Origin of the sequence: Bradyrhizobium sp. SZCCHNRI2009 (genome assembly GCF_032485115.1) — a bacterium.
GTDB lineage: Bacteria > Pseudomonadota > Alphaproteobacteria > Rhizobiales > Xanthobacteraceae > Bradyrhizobium.
This window is the reverse complement of sequence record NZ_JAUEUH010000002.1, coordinates 761,179-777,152: the sequence shown is the minus strand read 5'-3', so window position 1 is coordinate 777,152 and position 15,974 is coordinate 761,179. Positions and strand designations below refer to the sequence as shown.

At 66.5% G+C, this 15,974-nt stretch carries 14 protein-coding genes; 5 read left to right on the top strand and 9 right to left on the bottom strand.

Features of this window, described 5'->3' with window-relative positions; translation table 11 throughout:
- Positions 1-36: 36 nt before the first annotated feature.
- Together argS and QX041_RS11135 are read right to left on the bottom strand one after the other, a co-directional pair.
- A complete protein-coding gene (gene argS / locus QX041_RS11140) occupies positions 37-1,833 on the bottom strand; it encodes an arginine--tRNA ligase (protein ID WP_316165313.1) in 1,797 nt (598 codons plus the stop codon).
- Between the two features lie 8 nt (positions 1,834-1,841).
- On the bottom strand, positions 1,842-3,008 hold the full coding sequence (locus QX041_RS11135; RefSeq protein WP_315711700.1) for a deoxyguanosinetriphosphate triphosphohydrolase: 1,167 nt from the start codon (positions 3,006-3,008) through the stop codon (positions 1,842-1,844).
- Between the two features lie 111 nt (positions 3,009-3,119).
- Here QX041_RS11135 and erpA point away from each other — a divergent pair, with 111 nt between their 5' ends.
- On the top strand, positions 3,120-3,461 hold the full coding sequence (erpA, locus tag QX041_RS11130) for an iron-sulfur cluster insertion protein ErpA (protein WP_315711699.1): 342 nt from the start codon (positions 3,120-3,122) through the stop codon (positions 3,459-3,461).
- Positions 3,462-3,479: 18 nt separating this feature from the next.
- Here the strand turns inward: erpA and QX041_RS11125 are convergent, their stop codons facing one another.
- The 3 genes from QX041_RS11125 to QX041_RS11115 all read right to left on the bottom strand — a co-directional run bounded on the left by QX041_RS11125 (position 3,480) and on the right by QX041_RS11115 (position 8,621).
- Positions 3,480-5,795, bottom strand: coding sequence for an ATP-binding protein (locus tag QX041_RS11125; protein ID WP_315750995.1), 2,316 nt, complete (start codon positions 5,793-5,795; stop codon positions 3,480-3,482).
- Between the two features lie 762 nt (positions 5,796-6,557).
- Positions 6,558-7,298 carry a metallophosphoesterase family protein gene (locus QX041_RS11120; protein ID WP_316165448.1) on the bottom strand — a complete coding sequence of 247 codons (741 nt, stop codon included), beginning with the start codon at positions 7,296-7,298 and terminating at the stop codon, positions 6,558-6,560.
- Positions 7,299-7,715: 417 nt separating this feature from the next.
- A complete protein-coding gene (locus QX041_RS11115; RefSeq protein WP_316165312.1) occupies positions 7,716-8,621 on the bottom strand; it encodes a LysR family transcriptional regulator in 906 nt (301 codons plus the stop codon).
- A 95-nt stretch (positions 8,622-8,716) separates the two neighbouring features.
- On the opposite strand from QX041_RS11115, the gene styA reads away from it, so the two are divergent.
- Complete coding sequence (styA, locus tag QX041_RS11110) at positions 8,717-9,964, top strand: styrene monooxygenase subunit StyA (RefSeq protein WP_316165311.1); 1,248 nt, start codon at positions 8,717-8,719, stop codon at positions 9,962-9,964.
- A 23-nt stretch (positions 9,965-9,987) separates the two neighbouring features.
- The gene (locus QX041_RS11105; RefSeq protein WP_316165309.1) at positions 9,988-10,515 is read left to right on the top strand and encodes a flavin reductase family protein; all 528 of its coding nucleotides are present in this window, start codon (positions 9,988-9,990) and stop codon (positions 10,513-10,515) included.
- Positions 10,516-10,837: 322 nt separating this feature from the next.
- Here QX041_RS11105 and QX041_RS11100 read toward each other — a convergent pair whose 3' ends face one another.
- Complete coding sequence (locus tag QX041_RS11100; protein WP_316165307.1) at positions 10,838-11,080, bottom strand: aldo/keto reductase; 243 nt, start codon at positions 11,078-11,080, stop codon at positions 10,838-10,840.
- Between the two features lie 78 nt (positions 11,081-11,158).
- Between QX041_RS11100 and xth the strand changes: the two genes are divergently transcribed.
- Together xth and bla are read left to right on the top strand one after the other, a co-directional pair.
- Entirely contained in the window at positions 11,159-11,950 is a 792-nt protein-coding gene (xth, locus tag QX041_RS11095; RefSeq protein ID WP_316165306.1) for an exodeoxyribonuclease III, read from the top strand.
- Between the two features lie 14 nt (positions 11,951-11,964).
- Positions 11,965-12,834: a class A beta-lactamase gene (bla, locus tag QX041_RS11090; RefSeq protein WP_316165305.1), complete on the top strand. Its 870-nt coding sequence runs from the start codon at positions 11,965-11,967 to the stop codon at positions 12,832-12,834.
- Here the strand turns inward: bla and QX041_RS11085 are convergent.
- From QX041_RS11085 to ureC, 3 genes are read right to left on the bottom strand one after another with little or no spacing between them, the layout of a single operon-like run.
- On the bottom strand, positions 12,789-13,628 hold the full coding sequence (locus tag QX041_RS11085) for an urease accessory protein UreD (RefSeq protein ID WP_316165303.1): 840 nt from the start codon (positions 13,626-13,628) through the stop codon (positions 12,789-12,791). The two genes, bla and QX041_RS11085, sit on opposite strands and share 46 nt — an antisense overlap.
- Entirely contained in the window at positions 13,625-14,269 is a 645-nt protein-coding gene (ureG, locus tag QX041_RS11080; protein ID WP_316165301.1) for an urease accessory protein UreG, read from the bottom strand. Before ureG ends, QX041_RS11085 begins: the two co-directional genes overlap by 4 nt.
- Positions 14,266-15,972: an urease subunit alpha gene (gene ureC, locus QX041_RS11075; protein WP_316165300.1), complete on the bottom strand. Its 1,707-nt coding sequence runs from the start codon at positions 15,970-15,972 to the stop codon at positions 14,266-14,268. Before ureC ends, ureG begins: the two co-directional genes overlap by 4 nt.
- Positions 15,973-15,974 lie beyond the last annotated feature (2 nt).

Here is a 15,974-nt window from a genome sequence, read left to right as displayed (position 1 = left end):
TTGAGGCCCCCAACTGAAGTCGTGTGTTTCCCCCAATCAGCGCATTGCATCAGGAGCATTAACGCCCAAGATCGCAAGTCCCGACGCCAGAACCGAGACGACGCCCTGAACCATGGCCAAACGTGCCTTGGTCAATTCTGCATCATCATCGATAATGAAGCGTAAATAGGGCAAATCCCGCCCCCGCGTCCAGAGGGCGTGAAATTCGCTTGCAAGTTCATACAGGTAGAAGGCGATCCGGTGCGGCTCATGCGCCAGCGCTGCGCTCTCCACCGTACGTGGGTACAGTGCCAGGCGTTTCAAGAGGTCGTGTTCGGCCGAGTCGGAGAGTTTTTCGAGGTTGGCCTCGCGGAGGAACGCTAGCCGCGCCCCCTCGTCCTCCGGCAGGTCCCGGAAGCTCTCCCGCGCATTGCGGAAGATCGAATGCCCCCGCGCGTGGCCATACTGGACATAGAACACGGGATTGTCGCGCGACTGCTCGATGACCTTGGCGAGGTCGAAATCGAGCACGGCGTCGTTCTTGCGGTAGAGCATCATGAAACGGACCGCATCGCGCCCCACTTCATCAACAACTTCCCGCAAGGTGACGAAGTCGCCGGAGCGCTTCGACATCTTCACCGGCTCGCCATTGCGCAACAGCTTGACGAGCTGCACGACCTTGACGTCGAGCACGGCCTGTCCGGCCGTCACCGCCTTCACCGCCGCCTGCATGCGCTTGATGTAGCCGCCGTGATCGGCGCCGAATACGTCGATCAGGTCGGCGAAGCCGCGCTCGAACTTGTGCCGGTGGTTGGCAATGTCGGAGGCGAAATAGGTGTAGCTGCCGTCCGACTTGATCAGCGGCCGATCGACGTCGTCGCCATAGGCAGTGGCGCGGAACAGAAGCTGCTCGCGATCCTCCCAATCCTCCACCGGCGCGCCCTTGGGCGGCGGCAGACGGCCTTCATACACGTCGCCCCGCTCGCGCAGGAACTCGATCGTGTCGGCAACCTTGTTGGTGCTGCCTGCAATCAGCGAGCGTTCCGAAAAGAACACGTCATGACGGATGTTGAGCGCGGCGAGATCATCCTTGATCTCGGCCATCATCATCGCGATCGCCTTGTCGCGCACGATCGGCAGCCACTCGGTCTCAGCGAGCGCCTTGAGCTTGTCGCCGTGCTCGGCCGCGAGCGCCTGCCCGACCGGCTTGAGATAGTCGCCGGGATAGAGCCCTTCCGGAATGGCGCCGATGTCCTCGCCGAGCGCCTCGCGATATCTGAGGAAGGCGGAGCGCGCGAGTACGTCGACCTGCGCGCCGGCGTCGTTGATGTAGTACTCGCGCGTGACATCGCGGCCGGCGAACTGCAGCAGGCTGCATAGCGCATCGCCGAACACCGCGCCGCGGCAATGCCCGACATGCATCGGCCCGGTCGGATTGGCCGACACGTACTCGACGTTCACCTTCGGCGCGCCGGGCACCGGCGCGACGCGGCCGTAGGCAGCGCCTTCGCGCAGGATCGTGCCGAGCGCTTGCGCCCAGACTGCCGGCTGTAGGGTCAGGTTGATGAAGCCGGGCCCGGCAACATCGACCTTCGCCACGAGAGCATCGGCCCGCAGCCGCTCGGCGATCACATCGGCGAGTTCGCGCGGCTTGGCCTTCGCCTCCTTGGCGAGCACCATCGCGGCATTGGTGGCCATGTCGCCATGGCTCGGATCGCGCGGCGGCTCGACGACCACGCGCGAAAGATCGATGCCTTCGGGCCAGCCGCCCTGCTTGGCGATGATGGCGCAGACGGCGTGGACACGCGCGAGCATGTCGGCAAAAAGGTAAGGCGTGGAAGCTTGTTCGACCATGCCGCCGCCTAACGCAAATCCGGAGTCGAGTCAAAAAGCCGGTGGTGCTCGGTTAAGGCGAAACGGTCCGTCATTCCGGCGATAAAATGGCCGATGCGACGAGCCCGATCGCCCTCGCCGTCGCAACCGTCCAGCCAGCCCGCGGGCAGCGTCGAACCGTCCTCATGGTAGCGGCCGTACAGGTCGGCGACGATGCGCTCGGCGTCGCGCATCACCCGCATCACCCGCTCATGGCGGTACATCCGCTGCCAGAGAAACCCCTTGATGGTCGCCTCATGCTCGGCCACATCGGCCGGAAATGCCACCAGCGGCCCGCTGTGCCGCCTGATGTCGTGAGGCGACATCGGCTGCGCCCGCGCGATCCGGCGCTCGGCCTCTGCCGCTACGGCTGCGATCAGGTAGGAGATCAGCTCGCGCACCAGCTCGGCGCCGCGCCGGATCGGATCGAGCGCCGGATATTGGCGGTCGATCTCGGCGATCATCGCGGCCAGCAGCGGAATCTCCTTGAGGTCGTCGACCGTGAACAGGCCGGCCCGCAGCCCGTCGTCGATGTCGTGGGCATCATAGGCGATGTCGTCCGCGAGCGCCGCGACCTGAGCCTCGAGCGAGGCGTAGCTCCACAGCTCCAGGTCGAACCGGGTATTGAACTCGGCGATTCCCGGCGGGATCGGCTCCTGCAACGGCCCGTTGTGCTTGACGATGCCTTCGAGCGATTCCCAGGTCAGGTTGAGTCCGTCGAAATCCGGGTAGCGCTGCTCGAACGACGTGACGATGCGCAATGTCTGGGCATTGTGGTCGAAGCCGCCATGGTCCGCCATGCAGCGGTTCAGCGCGCGCTCGCCGGCATGGCCGAACGGCGGATGGCCGAGATCATGCGCCAAGGCCAGCGTCTCCGTCAGGTCCTCGTCGAGGCCGAACTGCCGGGCCAGCGCGCGGGCGATCTGGGCCACTTCCAAAGAATGGGTCAGGCGCGTGCGGTAGTGGTCGCCTTCGTGGAAGACGAACACCTGGGTCTTGTGCTTCAGCCGGCGGAAGGCGGTCGAATGGATGACGCGGTCGCAATCCCTGCGGAACGCGCTGCGGGTCCGGGACGGCGGCTCGGCGAACAGGCGGCCCCGGCTGCGATCGGGATCGCAGGAATAGGGAGCGCGGGGGGCAGCCATTCCGACCGACACGGGCGATTGTTCCTTTTGCGGTTTGATTCCTCGGCGGAGCCCACTTAACTATGGGGAGCGCCCGGCACCAAATGAATAGGGCATGACGCGCTACCTCGGAGACCTCCTGCCATGACTGATGCCTCGACCGGCCCCGTCACCATCAGCGAACGCGCCGCCCGCCGCATCGGAGAGATCCTCGGCAAGGAGAGCGCCGGCGCGATGCTGCGCATCTCGGTCGAAGGCGGCGGCTGCTCCGGCTTCCAGTACAAGTTCGACATCGACCGCGCCAAGGCCGACGACGATCTCGTTATCGAGCGCGATCGCGCGGTCGTGCTGGTCGATCCGGCCTCGGTGCCATTCCTCGCCGGCTCGGAGGTGGATTTCGTCGACGACCTGATGGGCGCCTCGTTCCGGGTCAATAATCCCAACGCCACCGCCTCCTGCGGCTGCGGCACCAGCTTCTCGGTCTAGCGTCCCCTCGTTGTCGGCTCAGGCCTCCGCCGTCGCAGCCGGGACATCTGACGGCGCAAGCGCCGGCGCCTCGACGTTTGGCGCGGGCGTTCCGATCGCCTTCAGCATTGCCGCCACCATGGCCGGCTTGCGCAACGGCTTGGCCAGAAAGTCGGTCATGCCGGCCTCGCGGCATTGCTTGATGTCGTCCGGGAAGGCGTTCGCGGTCAGCGCGATGATCGGCAGCTCGGCGAGCCGTCCACCCTTGGCCCGGATGGCCCGGGTCGCGGCGATGCCGTCCATTTCCGGCATGCGAACGTCCATCAGCACGAGGTCGAACTCCTGTTCGTCGGCCGCCTTCACCGCCTGCACGCCATCCGGAACGATGCATTTATCGACCGGGAACTCCTGCAGCATCTTCGACACAACCATGCGGTTGGTGGCGTCGTCCTCGGCGATCAGCACGCGCAAGGGACGGCCGAGTGCCTCGATCCGTGCCTTGAGGTCGCCGGCGCCGACCCGGTCGCCGCGCTGATCGGACACCTGCTTGTCGCTCCACGGCAAGGTCAGGCTGAAGCGGAAGGTCGAGCCTTCGCCCTGCACCGACGACACCGCGATGACCCCGCCCATCTGCTCGATGATCCGCCGGGAGATCGCCAGCCCGAGCCCGGTGCCGCCGAAGCGGCGGTTGATCGAGGCATCGGCCTGGGCGAAATCCGTGAACAGCTTGCCGACCCGATCGGCGGGAATGCCGATGCCGGTGTCGGAGACGCGCCACTCGATCGTCGCCCTGTGGTCGTCGCGCGTGCGGCAGGCCACGGCGATGGTGATGCCTCCCTGCTCGGTGAACTTCACCGCGTTGGACGCAAGATTGATCAGCACCTGACGAATGCGCGCCACGTCGCCCTTGAGCGCCGGCGGCAGCTTCGGATCGATATCCGCATTGACCAGCAGGCTCTTCGATTTTGCGTTGACGCCCATGATGGCGGTGACCGCCTCGACCAGCGCCGCCGGCGAAAAATCCACCGTCTCGAATTCGAGCTTGCCGGCGTTGAGCTTGGACAGATCGAGGATGTCGTTGAGGATGCGCTGCAGGTTGTCGCCGGACTCGCGGATCGTCATGACCGCGTGACGCTGCTCGTCGTCGAGCTTCGTCTCTAGCAAGGTCGAGGCGAGCCCGAGCACGCCGTTCATCGGGGTGCGGATCTCGTGGCTCATCATTGCCAGGAAGTCGGATTTGGCACGGCTTTCGGCTTCCGCCTGCTCGGCCCGCCAGCGCTCGGTGACGTCGCGGCCGAAGCCGCGATAGCCTGCGAACTTGCCCTCGTGATCCCGCGCCGGCCGCGCCGTCAGCGCCCAACGGCGGCGCTCGCCGCCAGCCACCACGACATGGATCAGAATTTCCGGGATCGACAGCCGCTGCGCCATGCGATCGGCCAACGTCTTGAGCGTCGCCGTATCGGTCGGGCAGAGATATTTCAGCGTATCGATCAGCCGCTCGCCCTTGAGCTGATCGAGCGGAAGCTGGGCCACGTCGGCGAAACGCTGCGGCGCGTCGATCAGCCGGCCCTCGGCATCGGTCTGCCACAGCCAGCTCGCGGCGTTTTCCTGGAATTCCTTCAGGAGCAGCGAGATCGTCTCGTTCTGGCGCTCGTGCCGGATCTGCGCCTTCAGGTTCTCCAGGAACACGTTGCCGTGCGACACCAGGTGCCGCACCATGAACGAGGTGTAGAGCAGCAGGAACACGACGAGCACGAGATAGGTCGCGCCGCCGCACAGAAACAGCGAGCCCACCGAGGCGAGCATCAGGGTCCAGGTGTAGGCGAGACCAGCCCGCGGCACGCTCGACATCGCGAACGCGCCACCGGAGATCATCCCGGTCATCAGCGAACCCACGATGATCTGCAGATGCGGATCGACCTGCGGCATCACGATCAGCGGCAGCGATCCCCAGATCGTCGCCAAGAAGAACGCCTGCAGCGTCATCCGGGAGATGGCGCGCTCGGACGCCTCCTGCGGCCGCGACTTGCGCGCGCGCCACCAGCCGCGCAGCGCCATGCCGCCGGCCACGCCGATCGCAGTGCCCCACGCGATGAGGAAGAGATTGGAGACGGTGTTCCAGAACACGCCGAGAATGATGGCCGCGTTCGCGAAATTGATGCCGATTGTCACGGGGACGAGGCGCGCGACGGCATCGACCTGCCGCGCCCGGATGCGCCGGCGATCGCGCTCGGTCAGCGCTTCGTCGTCGAGACCCTCGATGGCGCCGAAGCCGCCGATCCAAAGGAAGAACGCGCCCAGCGGACTGGCGCTTGCGGTTCGCTTCGAACTCGTGGGATCCCCAGGCCAATTCATGAGGGCGCGATGCTTTCCTTGTGGTCCCTTGCCATGCCTGATCGGCTGCTTCAGCCGCGTTAATTGTTCCGCCCGTAGAATTACGGAACCTCCGAATGCGCGCGCTGGCAGCGCCGGATGCAACTCATCGTTCCCGCGGCACGATGTGCCCGAGTCATGATCGTCCGTTTCCCCCTCGTTCAGGTCGAGGGCGCAGGGAATGCCGGGTGCTGGCCGCAACCCATGGCCCGCCTGCAGAAAGAAAGCAGGCGGCAGTCACCACAGGTCCAGCCGGTCAACCGGCATTCCCTGCACGACGGCTCTACGCCTTATACGCATTCTCCCCGGGGACCGGGCTGTCTTGCCCCCGTGACCGGCGGATCATCGTCACCACCGGCGTGGCCTCAGCGTCGGGAGACCAGGACCATGCGATTTCGGCGTGCGCCCTGTGCCGTTCGTCCGCACGGCATCACGCCATGCTGCGGCCCACGACGCCCATCGCATCCCACCCCGCGTGTCGTGACGATCGCGATACGCCCCTCGTGCCGGGGCGGGACGGCGACATAGGAGCATGAATTCTGTAAAAGCGAAACCACGATATTTTTCGCACCGGGACTGGACAGGGCAAATCAGCTTGAAGGCGCTCGTGAAATTAATCTCTCGGCGCACGCTATTCGACGCCGGCTGCGCCCAATTGGCATCGCCAACATGGGTCATGCGGTGGATCGATTTGCCCGACGTGCACGCGGGATCGCAATCACCACGTCGTTGTTCGCTGATCCCTCACAGCACCGCGCCGGAGGCGTAGGCACTGGCCCAATGCGGAAAACCGTTTTCGGCGGCACGCGCCGCCGCGTGATCCCAGTCATAGGTCAGCGCCAGCAGCTCGGCCTGCCAATGTCCGCGTCGCTCGGTCAGAACCGCATAGCGCGCGTGCGGCGAGCGATGTTCGAGCTGGGCTGCGATCGGGATGTCGCCGAACACCGGGCAGCCGACGCTGCCGGGGTTGATCACCAGCGGCCCACGGGGCACCTGCACCACCGCCTGCCGATGGCTGTGGCCGCACAGCACCAGCGTGGCGCCGCCGATGTTGGTGAGCCGTGAGATGAGCACGTCGCGACGCGCCGGGACGTAGCGGCCATCGTCCAGCATCTCTTCGAGCAGGAGGGCACAGTCATCGTCTGGCGTGCCATGCACAGCGAGGATGCCATGCTCCAGCGCGATCCGCGCCGGCAGGGCATGCAACACACGGCGCTGTTCAGCGGTCAGCGCGACCTGCGCGAAGCGGCCGGCCGGCGACAACTTCTCCTCCGGCCATTCCTCGATCCAGCGGTCATGATTGCCGCGCACCGTGGGCAGCGTCACGGATTGCAGCAGATCGAACGTCTCCCGCGGCCACAGGGGGCTGGTCACGCAGTCGCCAAGATTGACCGTGGCGTCGACGCCGCGCATCTTGATGTCCGCGAGCACCGCCTCCAGCGCCGGCAGATTGCCATGCACGTCGGAAATCACAGCCAGCCGCATTGTCGCCCCCTCGCAGTCCCGTCTCTCTTCAGTCGCTTGAGGTAGAACTCTAGCATCCTCGTCATTGCGAGCGAAGCGAAGCAACCCAGAGCCCTTGGCGGCCCTGGATTGCTTCGCTTCGCTCGCAACGACGGTGGAGACGCCGGATGAACTAGAGCGCGGCGCCTCCTCGCTCCATCTATACTGCAGCGGAAGCGGTGGCCTCGGCGCCCACGACGCTGAGGCGTTGCTGCGCGTCTTCAGCTCCCATGCAGCCACATCCTCGCCGTCATGCCCGCGCAGGCGGGCATCCAGTACGCCGCGGTCCATCGGTATCGCCACAACCGCCTCGGCGCACTGGATCGCCCGGTCGAGCCGGGCGAAGACAGTCGCGTTTGTCGCGAGGGCACTGCTCCCTTGGTGGTTGCGAAAACTCCCTCACTGCAGCGCCCCGATCGTGAACACATCCGCGCGCTCGATGATCAGGTCGCGGAACAGGCGGGCGCGGTGCGACATCCATTGCGGGTCGGGATAGACGACGTGAAGCGGCAGCGACGGAACGTCGTAGTCGGGTAGCAGATGGATGAGCCTGCCTGACGCAATGTGTTGAACCGCGCACCAGTCCGGCAGCACGGCGGCGCCGAGGCCTTCCAGCGCCGCCAGGGTCATGATGTCGGCGTCGTCGCAGGTGAGCGAGGGCGTGATGCCGACGACGTGGCGGCCGGTTTCGGATTCGAGGCTCCACTCGTTCTTCGGCGACAGCCGCGAATAGGTCACGCAGGGGAGCTGGCGCAGATCATTGGGCAACCGCGGCGGGCGGTGTCTTGCGAGCAGCGATGGCGCCGCAACCAGCAGCCGCTTGACCGTGCCGACGCGCCGCGCGACCAGCGAGCTGGAGCTGAGCACGCCGATGCGGATGGCGAGCTCCGTCCCGGTCTCCACGAGGTCGACGAACTGCTCGGTGAAGCGGATGTCGAGCCGCACCTCGGGATAACGGCGGCCATATTCGGCGAAGACGTCGCTGAAGAAATGGCGGCCGAACGAGGTCGGCACCGTCATCCGCAAGGTGCCCGAGGGCGCGCCGACGCGCTTCGGCGACGGCATGCCCGCGCTCTCGAACAAGCTGACGATGTCCTTGGCGAGCTTGAGGACGCGATCGGCCTCGGCTGTCGGCCGGAGCTTGCGCGTGGTGCGGACGAACAGGCGACAGCCGAACTGCTCCTCCAAGAGCGCGATGCGCTTGGTGATCGCCGGCTGTCCCAGGCCCAGATCGGCCGCGGCCTGGGTGAAGCTGCCGGCTTCCATGACGCGGATGAAGGTCTGCAGCGCGTCGATCCGGTCCATCCATTCCTCCCCGGAATGAGTTTTATTCTCGTCATTCCGTATACGTCAGGAGGCGGGCCGGTCTAGCCTCTCAAAAAATCAAACGGAGGGAGACCATGGAGAAGTCGATTGGCATCGTCGGGGCCGGCATCGGCGGGCTGCACCTGGCGCTGTATCTGCAGAAGAAAGGCATCCAGGCCACGGTTCTGACCGACCGCGAGCCGGAACAGTATGCTGCAACGCGGTTGATGAACACGGTGGCCCATCACGGCATCACCGTGGCGCGCGAGAACGAGCTCGGCGTGAACCACTGGGACAGTCCCGAATTCGTCTATCACCACCACGATCACTACTTCAATTTCCCCGGCAGCCCCCTGCTCTTTCGCGGGGCCTTCAAGCAGCCGAGCCGCGCGGTCGACTACCGGATCTACCTGCCGGCGCTGATGAAGGATTTCGAGGACCGCGGCGGCGCGATCGAATATGCCAGCATCCAGGACGACGACATTCCGGCGCTGGTGGCGCGCTTCGACCTGCTGGTGGTATCGACCGGCAAGGGCGCGCTGGGGCGGATGTTCAGCCACCGGCCGGAGCTGTCGCCCTACAACCAGCCGCAGCGCCTGCTCTGCGTCGGCCTCTATGACGGCGTCGACCACGGCAGCCCCGAGGGCGACGATCCGCGCGGCGTGACGCTGTCGGTCTCTCCGGGCCATGGCGAGATGATCGTGATTCCGACGCTCACCTTCGGCGGCATGAAGACGGCGCTGCTGATGGAGAACATTCCCGGCGGTGACATGGCCGAGCTGGTGTCGCTCAACTACGACGCCGATCCCTCAGCCTTCCGGCAGACGCTGCTCGACAAGCTGGAGAAGCACCATCCGCACACCTACAACCGGATCGACACGCACCGCTTCGATCTGCAGCCGCTGGACCTCTTGCAGGGCGCCGTGGTGCCGACCGTGCGGCGCTCCTCGGTCACCTTCGACGACGGCAAGATCGCGATTGCGCTCGGCGACGTGCACTCCGTGGTCGATCCGATGATGGGCCAGGGTGCCAACATGGCCTCCTATGCCGCGTTCGAACTCGGCAAGGCGATCACCGAGGCGGTGGCGTTCGACGACCGCTTCGTCGAGACGGTCGATCGCGCGCGCGAGAACCGCGTGCTCGCCGCGGCGCGCTGGACCAACCTGATGCTGCAGCCGCCGTCGGAGGCGATGGGCCGGCTGATCTTCACCATGGCGCAGGATCGCGGGCTCTGCGACGAGTTCACCGACAATTTCAACTACCCGGAGCGGCAGTGGGACCGGCTGGCGAGCGAGCGGCGCATTCATGCCTGGATCGACGAGCGGACGCGGCTCGCGGCGTGAGGCGTGATGACGGAGAGCGGCCGATGAGCCATCATCCCGATGCCGCGGGTTTTCGCGCAGCCGCGTCGCGGTTCTCCACCGGCGTGACCGTCGTCACCAGCAGCGATGGCGACGGCGCGCCGGTCGGCATGACCGCCAACAGTTTCACCACGGTCTCGACGCAGCCGCCGACGGTGCTGGTCTCGCTCAAGCGCGGCCGCACCTGGCAGGCGGTGAGCGCGTCCGGCCGCTATGCGGTGAATGTGCTCGCGGCCGATGATGTCGCGATCGGCCGGCATTTCGCCGGCGCGGCCCTCGCACAGGGCGCGCCTGCCTTGGACGCGCGTGACGGCTTCTTCCTGCTGCCGGCGGCCATCGCGCAATTCGGCTGCGAGGTCGTGAGCACGGTCGAGATCGCCGACCACACGGTGTTCATCGGCGAGGTCCGCTGGTGCCGCCACCAGGACGGCCTGCCGCTGGCATTCTACGCCAGCCGGTTTCGCAATGGGCTGGGCGCGGAGATATTGCCAAGCGACGGGCTGGCGTATCCGGCAGAGGGGTGGACGATCTGATCGTGGTGCGCGGTGGGCACGGCGCTGCGCGCCTTTGCCCACCCTCCAAGTCAGTGGAAAATCTGATGCGGTCCGCCGGGACGACTTAGTGAGCCAAACATCGTCACATTGAAGACTGCGGGTCCGGCACAGTCGTGAGGCTCAACCGCCGATCGGTCCGGGGTCGATGCCCCCCGTTGTGGCGGCTCCAGAATGACCGGAGCGCGGCCACGTGACGATCGAACCTAATTTTACTTCCCGTCCGGCGTCGTCGTCAAATGGATCGGCACTGCAGGCACGAGGCCTCAGGCTGATGATCCACAGCAGTTCCGCTCGTCCTGGACTAGCGACGCTCGTTCAGCATCGGGAAGCCGCGCCGATGCCAGACCGGATAGGCCGCCGGCGTGTCGTTCGCGGCGTCGAGCGTGGCCACCTGCTCCGCCGTCAGGCTCCAGCCGACCGCGCCGATATTCTCGATCAGCTGGCTCTCGTTGCGGGCGCCGACGATGATGGTCGCGACCGTCGGGCGCTGCAGCAGCCAGTTCAGCGCCACCTGCGGAATGTTGCGCCCGCCTGTGATTCCCACGCCATCCGCCTTGACCGGAGTGGTCGCGGCTTGATCTAACCGGGGCCGTTTCTCCTTCCCCCCGGGAACCTCAAGCCAATGCGTATCGCCACTTGGAACGTCAATTCGGTCCGGCAGCGGATCGATCACCTCCTGACCTGGCTCAAGGAATGCTCCCCGGACATCGTCTGCCTGCAGGAGATCAAGTGCACGGACGACGCATTCCCAAGGCTCGAGATCGAGGCGCTCGGCTACAACGTGGTGACGCACGGCCAGAAGACCTTCAACGGCGTCGCGCTGTTGTCGAAGCTGCCGTTCGACGAAACCAAGTCCGGGCTCGACGGCGATGCCGAGGACGTGCATGCGCGGTTCCTGGAGGGCGTGGTCAGCCTCAAGAGCGGGGTGGTGCGCATCGCCTGCCTCTACCTGCCCAACGGCAACCCGCCGAACACGGAAAAATATCCCTACAAGCTCAAATGGATGTCGCGGCTTCGTGACTACGCGCGTGAGCGGCTGAAGACCGAGGAGCCGCTGATCCTCGCAGGTGACTTCAACGTGATCCCCGCTGCCGCCGACGTCTCCAACCCCGAGGCCTGGGTCGAGGACGCGCTGTTTCGCCCGGAGACGCGCGAGAGCTTCCAGTCGCTGCTCGGCCTCGGGCTCACCGACGCGCTGCGCGCCGTCACCGATGCGCCGGGGCAGTACACGTTCTGGGACTATCAGGCCGGCGCCTGGCAGAAGAACGCGGGGATCCGGATCGATCACCTGCTGTTGTCGCCGCAGGCCAGCGACCGGCTGGTCGAGGTCGGCATCGACAGCTATGTCAGGGCCTGGGAGAAGCCGTCGGATCACGTGCCGGTGTGGGCCGACTTCGATCTCGAGACGACGTAACTCGAGGACGGTCCATGACGATCTGCACACGGCGGCAATTGTTTCCGCTCGCAATCGTGCCGCTGCTGGCGGCGAAGCCGGTGCTTGCCGCCGACCTGCAGGCCACCATCGCCGGCATCGAAGTCGACAGCGGCGGGCGACTCGGCGTGGCGCTGCTGGACACCGCGACCGGCGCGCTCGGCGGCCATCGGCTCGACGAGCGGTTCCCGATGTGCAGCACCTTCAAGGCGCTGCTGGCGGCGGCCATTCTCGCCAAGGTCGATGTCGGCACCGAGCAGCTGGCGCGGCGCATTCCGATCGCGCAAGCCGACATCCTGTCCTACGCACCGGTGACCAAGGCCTATGTCGGCACGTCCGGCCTCTCGGTTGGTGAGCTGTGTGACGCCGCGGTGACGCTCAGCGACAACACCGCGGCCAACCTGCTGCTGGCGACGCTCGGCGGCCCGTCCGGCCTGACCCGTGCGATCCGCGGCTTCGGCGACGCCATCACCCGGCTCGACCGCATCGAGCCCGAGCTCAATGAAAGCGTGCCGGGAGATCCGAGGGACACGACCACACCAGCGGCAATGGCCCAGACCCTGGCGAAGCTGACAACCGGTAATGGGCTGTCGCCGGCCTCCCGCGATCAGCTGACGGCCTGGCTGATCGCCTGCAAGACCGGTGGCGCCAAGCTGCGCGCCGGCCTGCCCGGCGAATGGCGCATCGGCGACAAGACCGGCGCGGGCGAGCGCGGCAGCAGCAACGATGTCGCTGTGATCTGGCCGACAGGGCGCGCGCCGGTCGTCGTGAGCAGCTATCTCACCGAAACCAAGGCCAGCGACGACAAGCGCAACGCGGTTCACGCAGCGGTCGGCCGAGCCGTCGCCGGCGCGCTCGGGGCCTGAGCCTCGCGATAGATCGCGGCGATCGCGTCGAATCCGGTGCGCAGCTGGCGCATCTGGCGGCCCGCGAGGCGCACGCCGAGACCGGCGCTCTCCGGCAGCAGGCTTGCCGCGGCGTAGAGGCCGTCGATGCAGGACAGCGCATCGGCGAGACGCTGGCGGAGCGCGGTGAGATCGTTCGTCAGCGGCAGCATCAGCACGGCCGAGCCGAATGCGCGATGACCGTTGAAGACGGCGACATCAGGATCGCGCAGCTGCATGCGGTCGATGAGGAGCGGCGCCTCGCCCGTCCGGCGCACGACGAGCGCGGAGTCGAGCTCGCGGAACAAGCGCCCCTGCCCGACCGGGTCATGCATCGTGAAGGCGTCGGTCACGAGGGCCAAAGCATCGGCGGCGCAGTGCAGTTCGAGCACCTGGCACAAGGCAGCCCCGGGAAACAGAATACGCGGCTCCGGCCGATAATCGAGCCTGGCGCCGGTCTCGACCCGGAGCAGCACCTGCTCCATGGCACGTGCGCCCGGCTCGGCGCGATGGACTGAGGTGGCGCCCTGCGTGGTCACGCAAACGGCTGCACCCGCATGGAGCGTGAAGCGCTGCGTCAACCGGTCCTCGCCATGCACCGCGCCACTGCCGGTCTGCAGGATCACGCTGAGCAGGTCCGGCCGCTCGGCATCGGTGTGAAAGCTGCGTGTCAGCACGAACGGCCACGCGAACAGCCGGCGGTCGATCACCGTGCGGCCGCCGCGGCGAACGAAGGAGAGATCGAGCCGCGGCGGCTCTGGGGCTGAAGCGCTCACGTGCGGAACAGCACCTCGCGCTCGAGCAGATCGACGATCGCATCAATACCCTCGCCGCGTCGGCAGTTGGTCAAGAGCACCGGACGGCCGCCGCGCACCTCGGCCGCTTCGCGCTCCATGCGATCGAGATCGACGCTGACATGCGGGGCGAGATCGACCTTGTTGATGACGAGCAGATCGGCGCGGATCACGCCGGGGCCGCGCTTGCGCGGGATGTCGTCGCCGCCGGCGACGTCGATCACGAACATCCAGAAATCGGTGAGGTCGCGCGAGAAGGTCGAGGCGAGATTGTCGCCGCCGCTCTCCAGCAGGATCAGCTCAACGCCGGGAAAGCGCCGCTCCAATTCGTCGGCGGCCTCGATGTTGAGCGTCGGGTCCTCGCGGATCACGGTGTGCGGACAGGCGCCGGCTTCGACCGCCGACACGCGCGCCGGGTCGATCAATCCCGAGCGGCGGACGCGCTCGGCATCCTCGGCGGTGACGAGATCGTTGGTGATGACCGCGATGTCGATGCCGCGCGCCTGCAGCGCCGGGATCAGGCGCTCGACCAGAGCGGTCTTGCCGGAGCCGACCGGACCGCCGATGCCGACGCGCGCGGCGGTCATCGGCGCATCGGTGCCGGTGAGAGCGAGACGGCTCATCGCAGCATGAACCTCCTCGCGAGCGGCACGGTCGTCGCAGGCGGGCACATCAGCAGCTTGCCGTCGGCGCGGACCTCGAAGGTCTGCGGATCGACCTCGACATGCGGCATCGCCGCGTTGCGGACCATGTCGGTCTTGCGCAGCCGGCGCACGTTCTTGATCTGCACGGTCTCACGGCCGAGCCCAAGCTTGGCGCGGATGCCGGCGTCGACCGCGAGCTTCGACATGAAGTTGACGCCGAGCCGCTGTGGCGCTGCGCCGAGCGCGCCCCACATCCGCTTCTGGATCATCGGCTCGGAGAGACCCAGACTGCCATTGCCGTCGCCCATCGCGGCCCACACCGGGAAGCCGTTCTTGATCACCATGTAGGGCTTGAGGCCGAACGAGGCGCGCGGCCACAGCACGAGATCGGCCATCTTGCCGACCTCGATCGAACCGACGACATGATCGATGCCGACGGCAACAGCGGGATTGATGGTGAGCTTGGCGACGTAGCGCTTGATGCGCTCATTGTCGGCGCGCGCGGTCGTCTCCTCCGGCAGCCGGCCGACGCGGTCCTTCATCACGCTGGCGAGCTGCCAGCATTTGGCGACGTTCTCGGCGAGACGTCCCATGCCTTGCGTGTCCGTGCCGAAGATCGAGATCGCGCCCATGTCGTGCAGGAAATCCTCGGCCGCCATCGACTGCGCCCGCACCCGCGCCTCGCCGAACATGACGTCTTCGGGCGCGTTGTAGTTGAGCTGATGACAGATCATCGTCATCGGCACGCCCTCCTCCATGCCGTAGGAGGTGTAGGGATTGGTCGGGTTGGTCGAGGACGGGATCACGTTCGGCCAGGACACGACCTTGAGCAGGTCCGGTGCATGGCCGCCGCCGGCACCCTCGACGTGATACATGTGGATGGTGCGGCCGTCGACCGCGGCCATCGTGTCCTCGCAGAAGCCGTATTCGTTGATCGAATCGGTGTGCAGATGCACCGCGAAATCGTTGCGGTCGGCGGCGATCAGGCTCTTGTCGATCACGTCGGGCGCGGCGCCAAAGTCCTCGTGGATCTTGACGGACATGCCGCCGGCCGCGACCGCCTCCTCGACAGCTTCGGGGTTGGAGCCGCCGCGGCCGAACAACGCGTAGTTCAGCGGCGAGAACTCGATCGATTTCAGGAAGTGCCCAAAATTCGGCCCCGAGCCCGAGCCGACATCGAACACCGGCCCCGAGCCGTTGCCGATCATGGTCGTGGTGCCGCCGGCCAGCGCGTGATCCGACTGCTCCGGCGAGATCAGATGGGCGTGGCTTTCGATCGCGCCTGACGTGACGATGAAAGGCCCGCCGGCGATCGGCGCTGTGGTGTGGCCCACAACCATGTCCGGATGCACGCCCGGCATGACGTCGGGATTGCCAGCCTTGCCGATGCCGACGATGCGGCCGTCGCGGATGCCGATGTCGGCCTTCACGATGCCGGCGACGGCGTCGACGATGGTGGCGTTCTTGATGACGACGTCGAGGATCTTGTGGGACGACGTGCGGTGGCCGGCGATGGCCTCGCCGTCGCGCAGGTTCTTGCCGGCGCCGACCAGGAGCTCATGGCCGTAGGTCGTGTAGTCGTGCTCGATCTCGGCGAGCAGGCTGGTGTCGGCGAGCCGGATGAGATCGCCCTTGGTGGGGCCATACAGCTCGGCATAGGCGCGGCGGGTCAGCGTGGCCATGA